General features: G+C 32.4%; 10 protein-coding genes. 5 read left to right on the forward strand and 5 right to left on the reverse strand.

Going from position 1 to position 18,173, the window contains the following annotated elements:
* Positions 1-57 precede the first annotated feature (57 nt).
* The 3 genes from CCC31_RS06965 to CCC31_RS06975 all read right to left on the reverse strand — a co-directional run bounded on the left by CCC31_RS06965 (position 58) and on the right by CCC31_RS06975 (position 4,755).
* Entirely contained in the window at positions 58-2,178 is a 2,121-nt protein-coding gene (locus CCC31_RS06965; protein ID WP_290850556.1) for a SulP family inorganic anion transporter, read from the reverse strand.
* A 221-nt stretch (positions 2,179-2,399) separates the two neighbouring features.
* Positions 2,400-3,794, reverse strand: a complete 1,395-nt coding sequence (gene rlmD, locus CCC31_RS06970; protein WP_290850558.1) for a 23S rRNA (uracil(1939)-C(5))-methyltransferase RlmD — start codon at positions 3,792-3,794, stop codon at positions 2,400-2,402.
* Positions 3,795-3,804: 10 nt separating this feature from the next.
* Complete coding sequence (locus tag CCC31_RS06975) at positions 3,805-4,755, reverse strand: HD domain-containing protein (protein WP_117910103.1); 951 nt, start codon at positions 4,753-4,755, stop codon at positions 3,805-3,807.
* Positions 4,756-4,879: 124 nt separating this feature from the next.
* Here CCC31_RS06975 and CCC31_RS06980 point away from each other — a divergent pair, with 124 nt between their 5' ends.
* From CCC31_RS06980 to CCC31_RS06990, 3 genes are all read left to right on the forward strand, one after another.
* Entirely contained in the window at positions 4,880-7,252 is a 2,373-nt protein-coding gene (locus tag CCC31_RS06980) for an endonuclease MutS2 (RefSeq protein ID WP_290850561.1), read from the forward strand.
* Positions 7,253-7,458: 206 nt separating this feature from the next.
* Positions 7,459-8,163, forward strand: a complete 705-nt coding sequence (locus CCC31_RS06985) for a response regulator transcription factor (RefSeq protein WP_022088711.1) — start codon at positions 7,459-7,461, stop codon at positions 8,161-8,163.
* A 127-nt stretch (positions 8,164-8,290) separates the two neighbouring features.
* Positions 8,291-9,721, forward strand: coding sequence for a HAMP domain-containing sensor histidine kinase (locus CCC31_RS06990; RefSeq protein WP_290850563.1), 1,431 nt, complete (start codon positions 8,291-8,293; stop codon positions 9,719-9,721).
* A 215-nt stretch (positions 9,722-9,936) separates the two neighbouring features.
* On the opposite strand, the gene CCC31_RS06995 is transcribed toward CCC31_RS06990, so the two are convergent.
* On the reverse strand, positions 9,937-10,683 hold the full coding sequence (locus CCC31_RS06995; RefSeq protein WP_158562672.1) for a sporulation initiation factor Spo0A C-terminal domain-containing protein: 747 nt from the start codon (positions 10,681-10,683) through the stop codon (positions 9,937-9,939).
* Between the two features lie 223 nt (positions 10,684-10,906).
* Here CCC31_RS06995 and CCC31_RS07000 point away from each other — a divergent pair, with 223 nt between their 5' ends.
* Both CCC31_RS07000 and CCC31_RS07005 read left to right on the forward strand, forming a co-directional pair.
* Positions 10,907-11,626, forward strand: a complete 720-nt coding sequence (locus tag CCC31_RS07000) for a helix-turn-helix domain-containing protein (protein WP_022088714.1) — start codon at positions 10,907-10,909, stop codon at positions 11,624-11,626.
* 240 nt (positions 11,627-11,866) lie between these two features.
* Positions 11,867-12,037 carry a 4Fe-4S binding protein gene (locus CCC31_RS07005; protein WP_022088715.1) on the forward strand — a complete coding sequence of 57 codons (171 nt, stop codon included), beginning with the start codon at positions 11,867-11,869 and terminating at the stop codon, positions 12,035-12,037.
* Positions 12,038-12,121: 84 nt separating this feature from the next.
* On the opposite strand, the gene CCC31_RS07010 is transcribed toward CCC31_RS07005, so the two are convergent.
* Positions 12,122-18,052, reverse strand: a complete 5,931-nt coding sequence (locus CCC31_RS07010) for a leucine-rich repeat protein (RefSeq protein ID WP_290850566.1) — start codon at positions 18,050-18,052, stop codon at positions 12,122-12,124.
* Between the last annotated feature and the right edge of the window lie 121 nt (positions 18,053-18,173).

Below are 18,173 nucleotides of genomic sequence, written 5' to 3' on the forward strand. Positions count from 1 at the left end.
TATCATCATTTTATAAAAAATACAGACCGAATATTAGAAATCCGGTATATGAACGATTTAGTTACTATCATCACTTTCCCTTAAATGCTCAATAAGATTAAATACTTCAGGATGTCTTTGTCTTAAATGTTCATCAATAATATGCCTTCTTTTCTTGAATCGCTCTGCCATTTCCGGATGCTCATTTTTGATTCTCTCATGGATTTCTTTTCTATGTTCCTCAAATCTGGTAGCAATGCTCTTTTCATCTTTTCCTGAAATATTAACGATTTCCTTCAAATGTTCTTCTAAATGTTCTAACCATTCATCCTCGTCAAATGCATCCATGTGTGACCAGCTTCCGTGGAAAAGTTTTTCGATATCTCCCGTTTTCTTTAGCTGTTGAATCTGTAAAACTATCTGTTTTTCTATTTGCTCCTCGCTTTCAGCTCCAAACGCCCATACGAATTCCTGTACTTTGTTATCCGCACGCTTTCTTGAAGCACTTCTTTCTTCGTTTTCAATTCCACCCTCTAACGGATATGGTCTTGCGATTCCCATATCTTTTAATGCTATATGTATTGTTCTTCTTACCCTTCCCTCTTCAATCATATATCCAAGCCCAAGAGTTCTTAACTGTTCATTTACCTTTGCTATATGCTCAGTCATGTAAAATCGTATTCCTTTTTCCTTCAAAGATTTATATAACATTGCAAGTCTGTCTGCTGCTGTTATATCTATGCTTCCTATTCCGCTTGCATCTAAAATTACTGCCTTTGTATCAGGTTTTATACTATCTTCTATATCACGCTGCAACACTCCAACATTTGCGAAAAACAAATTACTGCTAAATCTGTAAATAATTACACCTTCAATGGCGTGAATCTGGTTTCCTTCTTTTAAATCTCTAAAATGTCTATGACCCGGCTGTATTCCAAGAAAACATCTTGATGGTTTTGAAGTTCTTATAATCATTTCTGTAAACGAAAGAATTATTCCTATTAAAACTCCATTTATTGTTCCAAGTAAGAGTACGCCTAAAAATGCTCCTACAAAAATAAGAAATTCTGTTCTGCTCAATTTCCAAAGTCGTGCTGCAAGGTCAAACTCTGTTGCTCCCAAAAGTGCTGAAATAACAATTGCTGTTAAAATTGGTATTGGCAAATAACCTATAAACCCTGTTCCACAAATAAGCAACACTATCATTGTAAGTCCTGCAACAATTCCTGTAAGTTGAGTTTTTGCCTGATATTGTTCTCCCATTGCAGTACGTGAAACAGAACCGTTAATTGGGCAGCATCCTGTAAATGCCGCCATAAAATTTCCAACCGAAAAAGCCAGAATTTCCTGATTATCATTTATGCGGTAATTATTTTTTTGTGCAAAACTATTTTCTGCCAATAAGGTTTCTGCCATTATTACTACTGCTACAGATAAACTTATTGTTATTGTCTGCTGAATCGAAATAATAGAAAAATCCGGAATGCTCCACTTTGGGAGCCCCGGTTCCACGGCACTTAAAGTATTTATTCCCCAATCTCTTATTGGCATATTTAATGTTATTATTGTTCCCGCAAACATAAGCACTACTGCCATTGGAAACTTTGGTATTAATTTTTTTGAAACTAATAATATAACAAGAGCTATCACCCCCATTATTACAGATGGAATATTTATGTGTTTTCCTGTTTCAAATATGTGCTCTGCCAGCTCAAAAAATTCTCCTGTTCCGGAGCTGCCACCCATTATTTTCGGAATCTGCATTAATATAATCGTTGTACATATTCCTGTTATAAATCCACCCATTACAGGTGCTGAAATATAATTTACCAGCTTTCCTGCCTTCATAAAATAGAATGCAAGCAACCATACTGCCACAAAAAATGTCATTACCGGAACTGCTGCAATTGCCTCGTCTGAACCTAACTCTATATTAAGGCTTAATAAAGCAGAGCCAACAAGAGCCGCTGGAGCCGCATCGACTCCAAATATAAATTGTGGTGATGTGGAAAAAAGTGCAAATGCAAGTATCGGAAATACTGAACCATATATTCCATAAACTGCCGGCAATCCCGCAATCTGAGCATATCCCATTGATATAGGAATAGACACGGCCATTATTATAATTCCGGCAATTATATCTTTTATAAGATTTTTTCTATCATAATTTTTTAAAGTATGTAATAGTTTTATTTTCATTTTTCAGCCTTTCAGTTTTTCTTTTATTGTAGCACTAAATCTTTCTCAATGAACACCTATGTATTTTAGATTCTGTTTTTATTTAGCAACTGTACAAAATGATATATATCCCTTTCATTGGATGTCCAGTAAAAGGGGTACATATCAAAATGTCAGCCTCTAACTTTTGGCCTTTATAGCCATATATTTCTGCCAAATCTTTATCTAGCATTACCTGCCCCTTAGTTAGGTTCTTTTCGGCTGAGCAAGCAGACCGTCTCCACATGAACGGTTTGACCAAACATATCGCATGGCGTTGCTTCCTTTAATTTATATCCATTCTCGCTAAGCCATTTTACATCTCTTGCAAGTGTTGCACTGTCGCAACTTACATACACAACACGCTTTGGATTCATTTTTACAATTGTAGACAATAATTTATCATCACACCCTTTTCGCGGAGGGTCAACAACTATAACATCCGGTTTACACTCAGCTTCATTTTCGTGTTTAGAAAAATACTCTGTAACAACATCTTCCGCTGCTCCTACGAAAAATTCCGAATTATCTATTTTATTTATTTTTGCATTTAATCTTGCATCTTCAATTGCTTCAGGTACAATTTCTACACCTAGCACTTTCTTTGCCTTCTTTGCGAGGAATAAGGAAATGCTTCCAATTCCACAGTATAAATCCCATACAATTTCATTTCCTGACAAATCAGCATATTCCAAAGCCTTATTATATAACTTTTCTGTCTGAACAGGATTTACCTGAAAAAATGATAATGGTGAAATTCTAAATTTTACATCTCCAATATAATCTTCGATATATCCCGGTCCATACAAATTTATAATTTTGTTACCTAAAATTACATTACTCTTATTTGTATTAATATTTAAGGACACACTGTGCATACCTTCTAGTTTACATAACTTTTCTACTAATTCATCTTTATTTGGTAACTTTCTACCATTTATAATGATGCATACCATTATCTGTTTTGTTTTTGCACCTATTCTTATAAGGACATGACGCACTAATCCTTTATGCGTAACCTCGTTGTATGGTTCAATCTGATATTTAGTCATGAATTTTTTTACAATATCCATAACTTCTTTATTAATGTCTCTGCCATCTAATTTAAGTCCTAAATCACAACTGTCAATTCCAATAATTGAATGTGTCCTTCCGGCATAAAATCCTGAAACAATATTTCCTTCTTTATCTATGCCCACAGGAAACTGTGCTTTATTTCTATAATTAAACGGTTCCTCCATTCCAATTATATCTTGCATTACAAAATCATTCTGCCCACCAATTCGCACAAGATTGTTATACACTTTATTCTGTTTAAACTTAAGCTGTTCTTCATAGCTTAAACATTGAATCTGACATCCACCACACTGTCTTGCCACACTACAACGTGGAGTCACCCTATCTTTTGATGGTTTATTAATCTCCATAAGTCTTGCAAATCCAAAATTTTTATTCGCCTTCATTACTTTGACAGTAACTTCATCACCAATTACCCCATCTTTAACAAAGAGAGTATAGCCATCAACCTTGCCTATACCCTCTCCGTTTACTCCTAAATCTTCAATTGTTAAATCTATAATGTCGTTCTTTTTAACCATGAATATTCCTTTACTCGCTTGTCTTTCTGATATTTGTTTCCAGTAAGCGGTTATAACCTAACCATTCATCTGAAGACTTATTTGCATTAGCCTTAAACAATTCTGCCATTGTTTCCATCTTAGCATCTGTATTATCTGCGAAATTAAGAGCCATAGCTTCAACTAATGCCGGTTTCTTTGGTGAACCATATTCAAGTTCTCCGTGATGAGCCAAAATACAGTGCTTTAATTCCACTAACTGAGTTTTTGGAAATCCACTAATTGTTCTGGCAATATCTCCTACCATTTCTGAGCCCATAACTATGTGACCTAAAAGTTGTCCTACATCTGTGTAGTCATTTAATGGGAATGAAGATAATTCATATACTTTTCCAATATCATGACAAATTGCTGCAGTTATAAGCAAATCCTTATTTAACATTGGATACTGCTTTGTGTAGAATTCACACAATCTTGTTACTGAAACTGTATGCTCAAGTAAGCCACCAATAAATCCATGATGAACACTTTTTGCTGCTGAATGATTTTTAAATGCTTTAGCAAATTCCTGATTTTCTATAAATAATTTGCTAAGCAACTGCTTATAGTATGTATTCTCAACTTTTGAAATAAATCCTAATAATTCATTAAACATATCCTCAAGATTCTTATCTGAAACAGGCAAATAATCAGAAGGATCATATTCTCCCTCTTTTGCCTTTCTTGCTCTTTTAATCGATAACTGTGTCTGACCATTAAATACAGTTACGTCACCACTTACTTCGACGTAATCTAATGCATCAAAATCATCTATTCCCATTGATCTTGGATCCCATATTTTGGCATCCAAAGAACCTGTCTTATCCTGAAGGATTACATTCTCATATTCTTTACCTGTCTTTGTCATTGCGACATTCTTTTGTTTACATAAATAGATTTCCTGAATCCTTTCGCCTTCTCTCAATGCTTCAATATATTTCATTTCTTCCTCTTTCTAAGCCAAATGGCCACTACACTAATTTTACTAAGGCATTTTTCCCTTTACCTTGCAACTGTTCTTTATTATAATTGATTATGAATTTAAATACAAGAATTGGAGTATTATCATGAACAAAAAGGTCTTAAAAACTCTTGAATATAACAAAATTATAGACAGACTTTCAGATTGTGCGTGCTCTGAGCTTGGAAAAGAAAAATGTCGCAAGCTTGAGCCGATATCAGATTTAAATAAAATAAAAAAATTACAAAAGGAAACTGCTGACGCTCTATCACTCGTGTGGCAAAAGGGAAGCGTATCATTTTCCGGATTACATGATATAAGTGCAAGTCTTAAAAGACTTGAAATTGGCAGTGCACTTGGTGTCGGAGAACTTTTAAAAATTAGTTCTTTGTTAAAAATTGCCTTGCGCGTAAAAACATTTGCACGTAAAGAAGATGCAGATGGTGAACCCAACAGTCTTGACCAATTATTTGACAGCATTGAACCTTTGTCAAACTTAAATTCTGAAATTACAGGTTGTATTCTTTCAGAAGATGAGATAGCCGATGACGCTTCAGCTAATTTGAAAAATATCCGTCGACAGATAAAGATTACTAATGATAGAATTCATTCTCAATTGAATTCAATAATTAATTCTCAGTCAGGGCGTACTTATTTGCAGGATGCATTAATTACAATGCGTGACGGTCGTTACTGTGTACCGGTCAAGCAGGAATACCGCAGTGCAATTCCCGGCATGATACATGACCAGTCTTCAACAGGCTCTACTCTTTTTATTGAGCCTATGGCGGTTGTCAATTTGAATAATACACTTCGTGAACTTGCATCAAAAGAAGCTGATGAAATTCAGGTTATTTTAGCAAATTTAAGCATTTTATGTGCTGAGCATTTATACGAATTAAAAACAGATATGGATACTCTTGCTGAACTCGATTTTATATTTGCAAGGGCTATACTTGCTAAGAATATGAAAGCAAGTGAACCTATATTTAGTAATAATAAGCAAATTAATATTAAACAGGGACGTCATCCATTGCTTGACCCACATAAAGTAGTTCCTATTGATATACATTTAGGAAAAGATTTTACTTTATTAATAGTAACCGGACCAAATACCGGTGGTAAGACAGTTTCTTTAAAAACTGTAGGTTTACTTACATTAATGGGACAGTCCGGTCTTCACATTCCTGCATTTGAAGGAAGTATGTTAGCTGTATTTAATGATGTATTTGCCGACATCGGTGATGAACAAAGTATTGAACAAAGTCTTAGTACTTTCTCTGCCCACATGGTAAATACTGTAAATATTTTAAACGAAGCTGACGAAAATTCTCTCGTTTTGTTTGATGAATTAGGCGCGGGAACTGACCCTGTAGAAGGTGCTGCTCTTGGAATTTCCATTTTGTCATTCTTAAAAAATATCGGAACACGCACAATGGCAACAACACATTATAGTGAATTGAAGTTATTTGCCCTTTCTACTGACGGTGTAGAAAATGCCTGCTGCGAATTTAATGTTGAGACTCTTCGTCCAACATATAAACTGTTAATTGGAATTCCCGGAAAAAGTAATGCTTTTGCCATTTCTTCAAAGCTCGGACTTCCTGATTACATTATTGATGATGCAAAGAAACGTATTGATTCAGAAAATGAAAAATTTGAAGATGTCATTGCAAAATTAGAAGAGAGCAAACTTACAATTGAAAAAGACCGTGAGGAAATTGCAGCCTATAAATCGCAAATTAAATCATTAAAGCGGGATTATGAATTAAAAAATAAACGTTTAGATGAACAACGTGAAAAAATTATTACTAAAGCCCGTGAAGAAGCGGTTGATATTTTAAAGGATGCAAAAGAATTAGCTGACGAGTCAATAAGAACAATTAATCAGGGCTCTAAATCTCATAATACAAAGGCTATGGAAAAATCCAGAAGCAAACTCGGCAGCAAATTAAAGGAAAACCAAAGCGGTCTTTCCATGAAAGCTTCCGCTGCAAAGAAAAAGCACAAGCCTTCTGAATTTAAAATCGGAACAGGAGTTAAGGTTCTTAGTCTTAATTTAAAAGGAACGATTTCTACTTTACCAAATGCCAATGGAGACGTTAATGTACAAATGGGTATTTTAAATTCCAAGGTTAACATTTCTGATTTAGAGATTCTAGATGAGCCTGATGTAAAAGCACCTGGTCTTGTCCGAAGCAACACAGGTAAGATAAAAATGGACAAGGCTAAAAACGTAAAAATGGAATTAAATTTAATTGGCAAAACTGTAGATGAAGCTATATTTGAATTAGACAAATATTTAGATGACGCTTATATAGCACATTTGCCTCAGGTTTACATAATTCACGGAAAGGGAACCGGTGCTCTTAGAAGTGCTATCCAGAATCATTTGAAAAATCTGAGTTATGTAAAATCATACAGAAACGGCGAGCATGGCGAAGGCGGTGCCGGAGCTACTGTTGTTACATTTAAATAATAACAATAATCGAATGTAACAATGAATATTATTTTTTAAGTTTCTGCCGTTACATTTAAATAAAAATATATACAATGTTTGTTCATTTATGTATGTTACACTTTATTATGTTAATTTATGCATATGAAAATGTTGCTTCTTTGCGAAAGCAACCGTATATGTATAAATAATTTCAAATATTTATGTGAATATAATTGGAGGATATTATGGTTAGTAAACAGAAAATTTTAATAGTAGATGATGATGAACATATTGCAGAATTAATCTCTCTTTATTTGACAAAAGAGTGTTTTGATACCCGTATTGAGCATGACGGACAGTCTGCAATCACAGCATTTAAGGAATATATGCCTGATGTTGTTTTGTTAGACATTATGCTTCCCGGAAAAGACGGTTATCAGGTATGCCGTGAAATAAGAATGGAGTCAAATGTACCAATTATTATGCTTTCTGCCAAAACAGAAGTTTTTGATAAGGTTCTTGGATTGGAACTTGGAGCAGATGACTATATGATTAAACCATTCGATTCTAAGGAACTCGTCGCAAGAGTCAAAGCTCTTTTACGTCGCGCAAACCAGACAACTTCTACTACTACCGGTGGAGCTGAAGTCGTTAAATTCCCAGACCTTACAGTTAACCTTTCTAATTATGAAGTAGTTTATAAAGGTGAAACTCTTGAAATGGCACCTAAGGAAATTGAACTTTTATATTTCCTTGCTTCCTCTCCAAATCAGGTATTTACAAGAGAACAGTTATTAGACAATATCTGGGGATATGAATATGCCGGAGACACCAGAACTGTCGATGTACACATTAAAAGAATTCGTGAAAAAATTCACGACAGCGACACATGGGCTCTTTCCACTGTATGGGGTATCGGCTACAAATTTGAAGTACACAGCAAAGCATAATTTATCAAGATGCTAGGGTCAAAAGGTCTAAGCCCACATGAGCTTGCTCATGAGTGGGTAAAGGACATTGTGACCCGCCATTATAACAAATAAAGATTATGTTGCTATTTACAAATTGGAGATTACTATGAAAGATTCTATTCTTGAGAAATTTTTTATTGGTTATATTTCATTTGCGATTTTAGGTATGCTTATTATTACCTATTGGTCAACAAATATAACCTACAATCATTTGGTTGAAACTACAGCGTCTCAATTATACAACTACGCTACTGTTGCCTCCAAAAATATTGCAGACGATTGCAAATATTCAATTTCAGATATTACTGATTTTGAACCATATGTAGAAGATTTTAATAAAGTTTTAAATGCAGAAGTTTGGATTTTAGGCTCTGATTTTAACTTAAAGTATTCAAGTGATGGCTCTGATTTAAATTCTGACTCTTCAAAGTCAATTATTATTTCAAACTTTGACCCTTCAGATTACCAGAACGGAGGTCATTATCAGATTAGCAATATGTACAACATTTTTAAAACCGACATGCTTCATGTTGTCCACCCGATTAAATCCGGTTCATCAAGCCCTTACGGTTATATGCTTGTACATGTTTCCACAGCATCAATAAAATCTTCAAGTTACACCATAACAAAGATTTTTTATTTAACATATTTTATAATTTTATTATTGTCGTTAATTATTTTCTTCAATTTTGTTTGGTTTATATATGCACCTTTAAAGGATATAAGAACTGCAGCAATGCAATATGCTCAAGGTAATTTTGATTTTGATCCTATAAAAATATATTCAGATGATGAAATTGGTGATGTTGCCAACTCATTAAATTATATGGCAAGCCAATTAAGAGACAGCAACGAATATCAGCAAAAATTTATATCAAATATTTCGCATGACTTTCGTTCTCCTCTTACTTCTATAAAAGGTTATATTGAGGCTATTATGGATGGAACCATTCCACCTGAAATGCAAAATAAATACCTTGGAATTGTTTTATCTGAAGCAAACCGACTAGAGCATTTAACTAACGGTCTAAGAGATTTAAATGTTTGGAGCAATAAAGGTCCTGAACTTATTTTAGAAGATTTTGATATACTTGAGCTTATACATAGTTCTATTGAAACTCTCGAAGCTGTAAGTTCAAAGAAAAATATAAAATTAACTATTGTTAATGAAGCAAAGAAAACTATTGTCACTGCCGATAAAGGTAAGATTGAACAGGTTATATATAATCTCATTGATAACGCCATTAAATTTAGTTTTAATGATTCTGAAATTATTATCAGACTATACAACAATCGCGGTAAATTATTCTGCGTTATCAAAGACAATGGAATTGGTATTTCCCATGATAATATTAATAAAATCTGGCAGCGTTTTTATAAGACAGACTCTTCAAGAGGTATGGATAAAACCGGTTCCGGGATTGGGCTTTCCATTGTAAAAGAAATTATTTCAGCGCACAATGAAACTATTGATGTTATAAGCACCGAAGGAGTGGGAACAGAATTTATTTTCTCATTATCACTCGCAAAAAAATAATTTTAATTATAAAAACAGACATAATTACCTAATAATTATATAAAAAAAGAACCACTATTATTTTAAAGAATTGATAAATTACTTCGGTGTAAATTTACAAAGTAATTTATCAAATATGCTACACATACATCGCATTTCTTTTTAATAATAGCAGTTCTTTTTTGTCTTTTACCCCAATATAGCTTAAAGCATTCCCCATATAGAGTTTTGCCTAACTACCTATATGAATTAATTATGTATTGTGACATTGTTGCAATAAATTCTGAATTTGTTGGTCTTTTTCTTCCTTTATCTAAATTAACGCAAAATTTGTTTTTTAAATCACAGTCACTATTTTTATTCCAAGCAACTTCAATTGCATGTCTAATTGCCTTTTCAACTCGTTGCGGTGTTGAATCATATTCCTTTGCAATGTCAGGATATAATATTTTTGTAACTCCCTCTAGCACTCCCTGATCTTCTGTTGCTCTTTTTATTCCTGTCGCTACATATCTGTATCCTTTTAAACTTGCTGGAATACCTAACTGAATCAGTGAATTTGCAATTATAGAATCTACACTATAAATTGCACTAAATGTTTCACTATTTTTATTTTCTCCGATTATACGCTTAACTCTGTTCACTATTGTGTTTACATCATATGGCTTAACAGCAAAATAATCTATTCCCTTATCAAAGGCCTCCCTAACTATATTTTGTTGATTAATTACAGATGTAAGAATTATTTTTATATCATATTTGCATTCTTTTATATAATCAATAATACTAAATCCATCTATTCCTGTTAGCAGTAGTTCCATTATGACTATATCCGGATTATATTTATTAATTGCTTCCAATCCGTCTATTCCATTTTCTTCAACTGATACTACCTCAATGTTTTCTTCACACTCTAAGCTTTTACTAAGCTCCCATACTGCCTTCTTGTCATTGTCAATTACTACAATCTTGGTTTTACTCATTAAAACACCCCTTGCTCTCATAATATTTTATTAATGAATAAGTCGTATTTTCGCCTTATTCTGCTATATGATAAGCCACACCCCAAGCTTGTCACCTACAGCTAACTTGAATTTATTTAATTCTTATAATAAAATATAACTGTAACCAAAGTTATTTAAAAGAACTTAAATTGCACTATTTTAATTTTCTAAAATTTTAAAAAGTGCCATCGAAGGAACCAAAATGAATCTTAAACAATTTGACTTATTACAATATACTAACACTGTTGTAGAGACAATTAATCAGATTCTCAATGAAAGAAATTGGACTTTAAAGAAATTATCTGATGTTTCCAACATTTCATATGACACTCTAAAAAAACTGATGAGCGGTCATACCGGATGTCCTACAACATATAACTTAATAAAATTATCTCAAGCATTAGGTGTCTCAATAGATTATCTATTAGGACTTGACAGACATCTAAATATAGATTACACAAAGCTCCCTGAAAGAGCATGTAATCTAATTTCTGAAATAGCAAATTTTGAAACAAAATTGTACAACTTAAATCAACTTCAGGGCAAAACCTATATTCCTGTCATTGTTCCAACCGGTTGCATGGGAGACGAAATGTTATTTGACAGTTTTTATGCCGATTACATAGATGTTTCATCTTATGAGGAGGAATTCGGTTCATCTATGATGTGCGGAATAAAAGTCACTAATAAATCACTTCATCCGGCATACCTTAAAGACGATGTTTTGATTATTGCAAATGACCGTTCTCCTGCCTACGGAGAAACCGGTATTTTTCTTAAAGGACGTCATGTTTATATCAGAAAATATGAGTATGGCACTCCTTCCGTGCTTAAACCTGTAAATGGTTTTGGAAAAGATATTGTTGCTACTGACCCATCTGAATGGTATGTATTCGGACGCGTACTAACGGTTATAAGGTAGGTTTTTATAATTGCAAATAAATTAAATACAAGCAGTAATTCCCAGATTTATAACAATAAATGAGTATTCTTTTACTTCTATCCGGATATGAATATTATTTTTAATATATGCACATTTTTTCATATATTTTATAGGTCCATTTTTTACCTAAAATGTTTATTTTTCTCATCACTTAGATGTTGCAATATGTAATTATTTGTATTATTATTACTGTATAAAACTATAAAGGAGGCATACATAATGGCTTACAAAATTACAGATGGTTGCATCGGATGTGGTGCTTGTGAAGGAGCTTGTCCAGTTGGAGCAATCTCAAACGACGGTAGTGCTTGCGTAATCAACGCTGATCAGTGCATCGAATGTGGTGCTTGCACAGCAGCTTGCCCAACAGACTCAATCGTTTTAGACTAATTTAAAATCGGACGATTAATATTTAGAATCTAAATATTAGAAAAATATAAACAGGGTTGTCATAATGACAACCCTGTTTATATTTTATTTTGTTTTTTTCTTTTTAACTTTAGACCATTTTGAATAATATGTAATATTATTTTTAACTACATATGTTCTTATTCTAAAATAGTATCTTATATTTGGTCGCAACTTATTTATTTTCTTTGAACATTTCTTACCTACTTTAACATTTACTCTCTTGCCTTTACATTTTTTAGTTAAACCATACTGTATTTGATATCCTGATACATTTTTCGCTTTCTTCCAATATATTATCAATGATTTCTTTCTTCTAGATATTTTTACTATACTTGTATTCTGTATATCACATAACTTTTTTTCTGTTTCTATAGAAACTTGTTCATTATTGTGTTCACTATTAATCACTTGATTTTCTGCTTTATTTCTATCATCTTTTCTTTTATTAACATTTGTTTCTTCACTAGTTACCTGATTACTATCATTACTATTATCATTAATGATATATTTACTGTCATTTTTAATTGGAACAACAATTGTTTCTTTTTTTAATTTTCCCTCTTCTGTTGAACTTCCAACATATATAGGTACTATCTTTTCAATATTTGTTCCTTCTATTTCAATATGTAAATTTGTATCTCCATTTATCTTACCAAATACTTGTATTTCATAATTATTTTTATCATTTGCTTCTAATAACTCTCCAATAGCAACAATATTATTGTTTTCAGCATAAATCTTTATATTATCTCTTGTTGAACCATTTGTATTTAGTTTTATAACATGTTCCGTATTTAATCCAAGATATAAATAATCTATACATTCTAACATTATGTCACTTTTTGCATTATCTCTTAAATGCCTTTCATTTATAGCAATGCCATCGCTATTTAAAATTTCATCAGAGGCATATAGATTAATTTCATCTCCTTTTTGTATTTTTGTACTCGAATAATCCACTCTATACTCTTTTGCATATACATTTCCAATCGAATCCTTTTCTTCTGTATCATATGATAAATTAGATTCTATTACTTTTCCTTCCTTATCTGTAATTGTCATATTTTTTACAGTTTCAGGGTTCATATATTGATCAAATTCTATTATAGCAAAGGTTTCATATGCCTTAAAATTTATAACACTTGGTTTATTTAAATTTTTCATTTTAAGTAATACATTTGTTTGTATTGGTGGTACCTGCAACCATTCCGAATATGTAGTTTCATATCCTGCTTTCTCTGCCTTAACCTGCCAATATCCCTCCGGGACATCCCATGCATATGACCCTGAATCATCTGTAACTATTGGATTATACTGATCATATTCGTCTGCATTCCATAATATTGGTTTCTCATCCTTCAAATTATTTTTATAATAAATAGTGGTCTTTACCCCTGAAATTCTATTATTTGTAACTCCCTCATACACATATCCACTTGGATCAATAATCCATTTCAGGAATAAATCACTCAAACTGATTTTCCCTTGCAAATAGTCATCAAAATCTCCTGATTCTATAGACGGAAGTACATAATAATTTAATGCTAACAATGCTAATGATAAACCTACACCAACTCCGGTTCCAGCACACATATACGCAGTAATTCCAATTGCATTTGATAAATATGTAAACATTAATTTTTCAAAACTTATAGCTGCCATTTTTTGTAGTTGGGCACTTTTTGCCTGTTTTTGGGCTAATGTTAAATTTGGATTCATATATATATCCATTTTGGTTGTCATTAAATCAAAACAATCAACTCCAAAAGTAGCTGTTGCAAACATATCATTTGCTGCATATCCCACTAATGTTTTATCTATTCCTATTGCCTTACAAACTGAACTTGTTGCATTTTTGTTTGCTTGTTTCACTACATATTTATAAATGCAATTATCATTACTAGAAGGATCTATCATATATGTAATAATACTTTCTGGAGTGACTTCTGTTTTCATCATAAGTAAATCCTTGACAAAATCTCTTTCTCCCGTTACATATTTTTCAAATCCATATTTAGTTAAAGCATCATATACATCATTTGTATATGATGCAGAATCCCCTGAATGCATATTTATAGTCTTAATTATATCTCCTATTGCTTTAATATCTTTATCACTTAAATGAGTATTTATTTCATTTTCATCATTACTATACATTGATATCAAGCTATTGCTTGGAGATTTATTTAATTCACCTTGTAACTCTTCCGCATAATCATCAAATGATAATTTATCAAATTTATAGTTAATTTCATCACCACTACCTAATGTAATATTAGCCTCATAGTCACTATCAGAATCTTTTACCTGTTTTGCTTCAGCATTTTTCCATTGTTCAGGTATATTTAATTTATCAAATTTAGATAATTCAATACTACTATCACTATTTACTTTTGTTTTTTCCTCTAATTTATTTGTATAAATTATCGATAAATTACCTGGTACATACCTTGCATCATCACCAAAAAATCCTTCTGTAATATATGCTTTTTCTTTTTCGTTCCATTTAGCTTCTAATTTTTTTTCTTCTCCATCCCTATTGCTTATAACATATACATGACTTATTTTTTCTCTGTTTTTATACTTAATTTTAAAATTGTAATTTTTCCCAGGTTGAAATGTAATATATTTTATTTTGTCTGCATTAAGTATATTAAATTCATTGTAACCATTTTTATATTCATGTGCTTCAATATATAAAGATGCCTCTATTAATTTAGGACAATCTAATAAAGTTGTCACTTTTTTCGAAACAACCTTTTGTTTACCATCAGCACTTGTTGATTTTATTTCTATATCATATTCCTTATAAGCTTCTGGGTTAAGCAACTCAACATTTGTTTCAAATCGACCTGTTTTAGATATATTTATTGACTTATCCAACTTACCATCCACATATACATCTACATTTTCATTTTTAGGCCCTTCTCCTCTGATTAAAGTTTTTACTTTACTTTCACCTTCTGAGAAATTAATTTCATCACTTGTATCAAAAGAAATATTAAAACATTTTTCACTTATAGCCCCTATATTTTCGTTATATAACTTATTTTGCTTTTTGTATTCTAATTTTGCATAGCTTGATATTAAACAGCTTTTACCTAAATTTGTATATATAGTATATCTTCCATTTTCCTCTTCTATTGGCAACGTCACTACATTATCTGTTGAAATTGTAAATTCACTAGTATCTAGTATCTTATTATTGTATTTTATTCCTTTTATTGAATATTTTAATGGTAATTTTACTTTAAGCTGTCTTTCTTCACTATTTTCTAATGCATTATTTTTTAAGTAAAAATCTATATTTAATGCTACTTGTCCATCAGAAGTCACACTGTTTACAAAATATGTAGTTTTTTCTTTTCTTAATATACTATCATTATTACTTTGATCTATTGTATTCTTAAATTGAACATTTATATTCTTATCTATAAAAGTAAACATAGATTTTGAATATTTATTAACATATGCAACTACATCATTTACATTTTTAAAAGCTTCACCATTAATTTTTTCAATAGAATCACCAATATTCAATTTCGATAATTCTGTACAATCAGCAAAAACTCCTCTTTTTAGTTCATTAACTTCTGACATAATATTTACAGACTTTAAATTTTTGCACCCTGAAAATGCCCACTCTCCTATTTTCATTACGCTTTCCGGTATTATTATCTCTGTTAAGTTACCGCAATCAGAAAATGCTCCGTTTCCTATTGTTTCTATTCCCTCTGGTATTGTAATCTTTTCAAGTCCCGTACAGTTTTTAAATACATACTCTGTTACTGTCTTTGTTCCTTCCTCGAACCTTACATCTTTAAGATTGCTGCAGCCTCTGAACGCTCCATCGCTTTTTGAATCATAGTATGCACACCATACTTTCTCCAATGTTTTTGGTATCTCTATTTCCGTCAATCCTGTACATTCTCCAAATGCTCCATACCCCATGGTTTTAATATTCTTCGGTAGTTTTAATCCTGTTAGTTTTTTATCATTCTGAAACGCATTTGCTCCTATTGTTTCCATTGTGTCCGGCAGACTTACCTCTTCCAACTCATTACAGTTCTTAAATGCATTATCTGCTATTGTTACTGTTCCTCTTTCTATTTCTATTTTCTTAACTTTTCCTGTATTTTCAAACGCACTGTTTCCTATTGTTGTCACACTTCCCGGCATTATTATGTCTGTTAAGTTACTGCAACCGGCAAATGCTCCGTTTCCTATTGTTTCTATTCCCTCCGGTATTGTAATCTTTTCAAGTCCCGTACAGTTTTTAAATACATACTCTGTTACTGTCTTTGTTCCTTCCTCGAACCTTACATCTTTAAGATTGCTGCAGCCTCTGAACGCTCCATCGCTTTTTGAATCATAGTATGCACACCATACTTTCTCCAATGTTTTTGGTATCTCTATTTCCGTCAATCCTGTACATTCTCCAAATGCTCCATACCCCATAGTTTTAATATTCTTCGGTAGTTTTAATCCTGTTAGTTTTTTATCATTCTGAAACGCATTTGCTCCTATTGTTTCTATTGTGTCCGGCAGACTTACCTCTTCCAACTTTTCACAATTTTCAAATACATTGTCTCCTATTATTTTTACTCCATCGCCTATTTCTATTCTTTTTAGTTCTCTTGTGCCTGCAAATGCTCCATTTCCTATTGTCTCTATTTTTCCAGATATTACAATTTCTTCATTACCTTTACATTCTGAAAATGCCCATTCTCCTATTTTAGTTACACTTTCCGACATTATTATGTCTGTTAAGTTACTGCAACCGGCAAATGCTCCGTTTCCTATTGTTTCTATTCCCTCCGGTATTGTAATCTTTTCAAGTCCCGTACAGTTTTTAAATACATACTCTGTTACTGTCTTTGTTCCTTCCTCGAACCTTACATCTTTAAGATTGCTGCAGCCTCTGAACGCTCCATCGCTTTTTGAATCATAGTATGCACACCATACTTTCTCCAATGTTTTTGGTATCTCTATTTCCGTCAATCCTGTACATTCTCCAAATGCTCCATACCCCATAGTTTTAATATTCTTCGGTAGTTTTAATCCTGTTAGTTTTTTATCATTCTGAAACGCATTTGCTCCTATTGTTTCTATTGTGTCCGGCAGACTTACCTCTTCCAACTTTTCACAATTTTCAAATACATTGTCTCCTATTATTTTTACTCCATCGCCTATTTCTATTCTTTTTAGTTCTCTTGTGCCTGCAAATGCTCCATTTCCTATTGTCTCTATTTTTCCAGATATTACAATTTCTTCATTACCTTTACATTCTGAAAATGCCCATTCTCCTATTTTAGTTACACTTTCCGACATTATTATGTCTGTTAAGTTACTGCAACCGGCAAATGCTCCGTTTCCTATTGTTTCTATTCCCTCCGGTATTGTAATCTTTTCAAGTCCCGTACAGTTTTTAAATACATACTCTGTTACTGTCTTTGTTCCTTCCTCGAACCTTACATCTTTAAGATTGCTACAGCCTCTGAACGCTCCATCGCTTTTTGAATCATAGTATGCACACCATACTTTCTCCAATGTTTTTGGTATCTCTATTTCCGTCAATCCTGTACATTCTCCAAATGCTCCATACCCCATGGTTTTAATATTCTTCGGTAGTTTTAATCCTGTTAGTTTTTTATCATTCTGAAACGCATTTGCTCCTATTGTTTCCATTGTGTCCGGCAGACTTACCTCTTCCAACTCATTACAGTTCTTAAATGCATTATCTGCTATCTGCCTTACATTATATTCAATTCCGCCATTTTTTATTTTCCCTGGTATGTACAACTGTTTTGTATTTGAATCTTGTCCACCTACAACCACTACCTCTTTTTTCTCAATTGAAGTAATCTTATACTTGACTCCACCCGTCACAAATATTTCGTCAACTGTATCTGCTTTAGTAGCAAACACTTGTATGCTAGTTATTATTAATGTGATTGTTATATATATACTTATTATTTTTCTAAATTTATTCATTTTATTTTTTTGCATTTAGATTTTCTAAACACAATGTGCTTAATATGCACTGTACCTCCCTCTTATACACTATTTTTAATCTACATAAAAAAAGACCGACAAAATTTTTGTCGATCTTTTC

The organism is Eubacterium sp. LMAG:50, assembly GCF_008680265.1.
Classification (GTDB): Bacteria; Bacillota; Clostridia; order Lachnospirales; family Lachnospiraceae; genus Eubacterium_U; species Eubacterium_U album.

Coding starts and splice junctions, on each gene's coding strand:
- CCC31_RS06965 (WP_290850556.1), bottom strand. CDS start 2,178: ATGAAAATAAAACTATTACATACTTTAAAAAATTATGATAGAAAAAAT.
- rlmD (WP_290850558.1), bottom strand. CDS start 3,794: ATGGTTAAAAAGAACGACATTATAGATTTAACAATTGAAGATTTAGGA.
- CCC31_RS06975 (WP_117910103.1), bottom strand. CDS start 4,755: ATGAAATATATTGAAGCATTGAGAGAAGGCGAAAGGATTCAGGAAATC.
- CCC31_RS06980 (WP_290850561.1), top strand. CDS start 4,880: ATGAACAAAAAGGTCTTAAAAACTCTTGAATATAACAAAATTATAGAC.
- CCC31_RS06985 (WP_022088711.1), top strand. CDS start 7,459: ATGGTTAGTAAACAGAAAATTTTAATAGTAGATGATGATGAACATATT.
- CCC31_RS06990 (WP_290850563.1), top strand. CDS start 8,291: ATGAAAGATTCTATTCTTGAGAAATTTTTTATTGGTTATATTTCATTT.
- CCC31_RS06995 (WP_158562672.1), bottom strand. CDS start 10,683: ATGAGTAAAACCAAGATTGTAGTAATTGACAATGACAAGAAGGCAGTA.
- CCC31_RS07000 (WP_022088714.1), top strand. CDS start 10,907: ATGAATCTTAAACAATTTGACTTATTACAATATACTAACACTGTTGTA.
- CCC31_RS07005 (WP_022088715.1), top strand. CDS start 11,867: ATGGCTTACAAAATTACAGATGGTTGCATCGGATGTGGTGCTTGTGAA.
- CCC31_RS07010 (WP_290850566.1), bottom strand. CDS start 18,052: ATGAATAAATTTAGAAAAATAATAAGTATATATATAACAATCACATTA.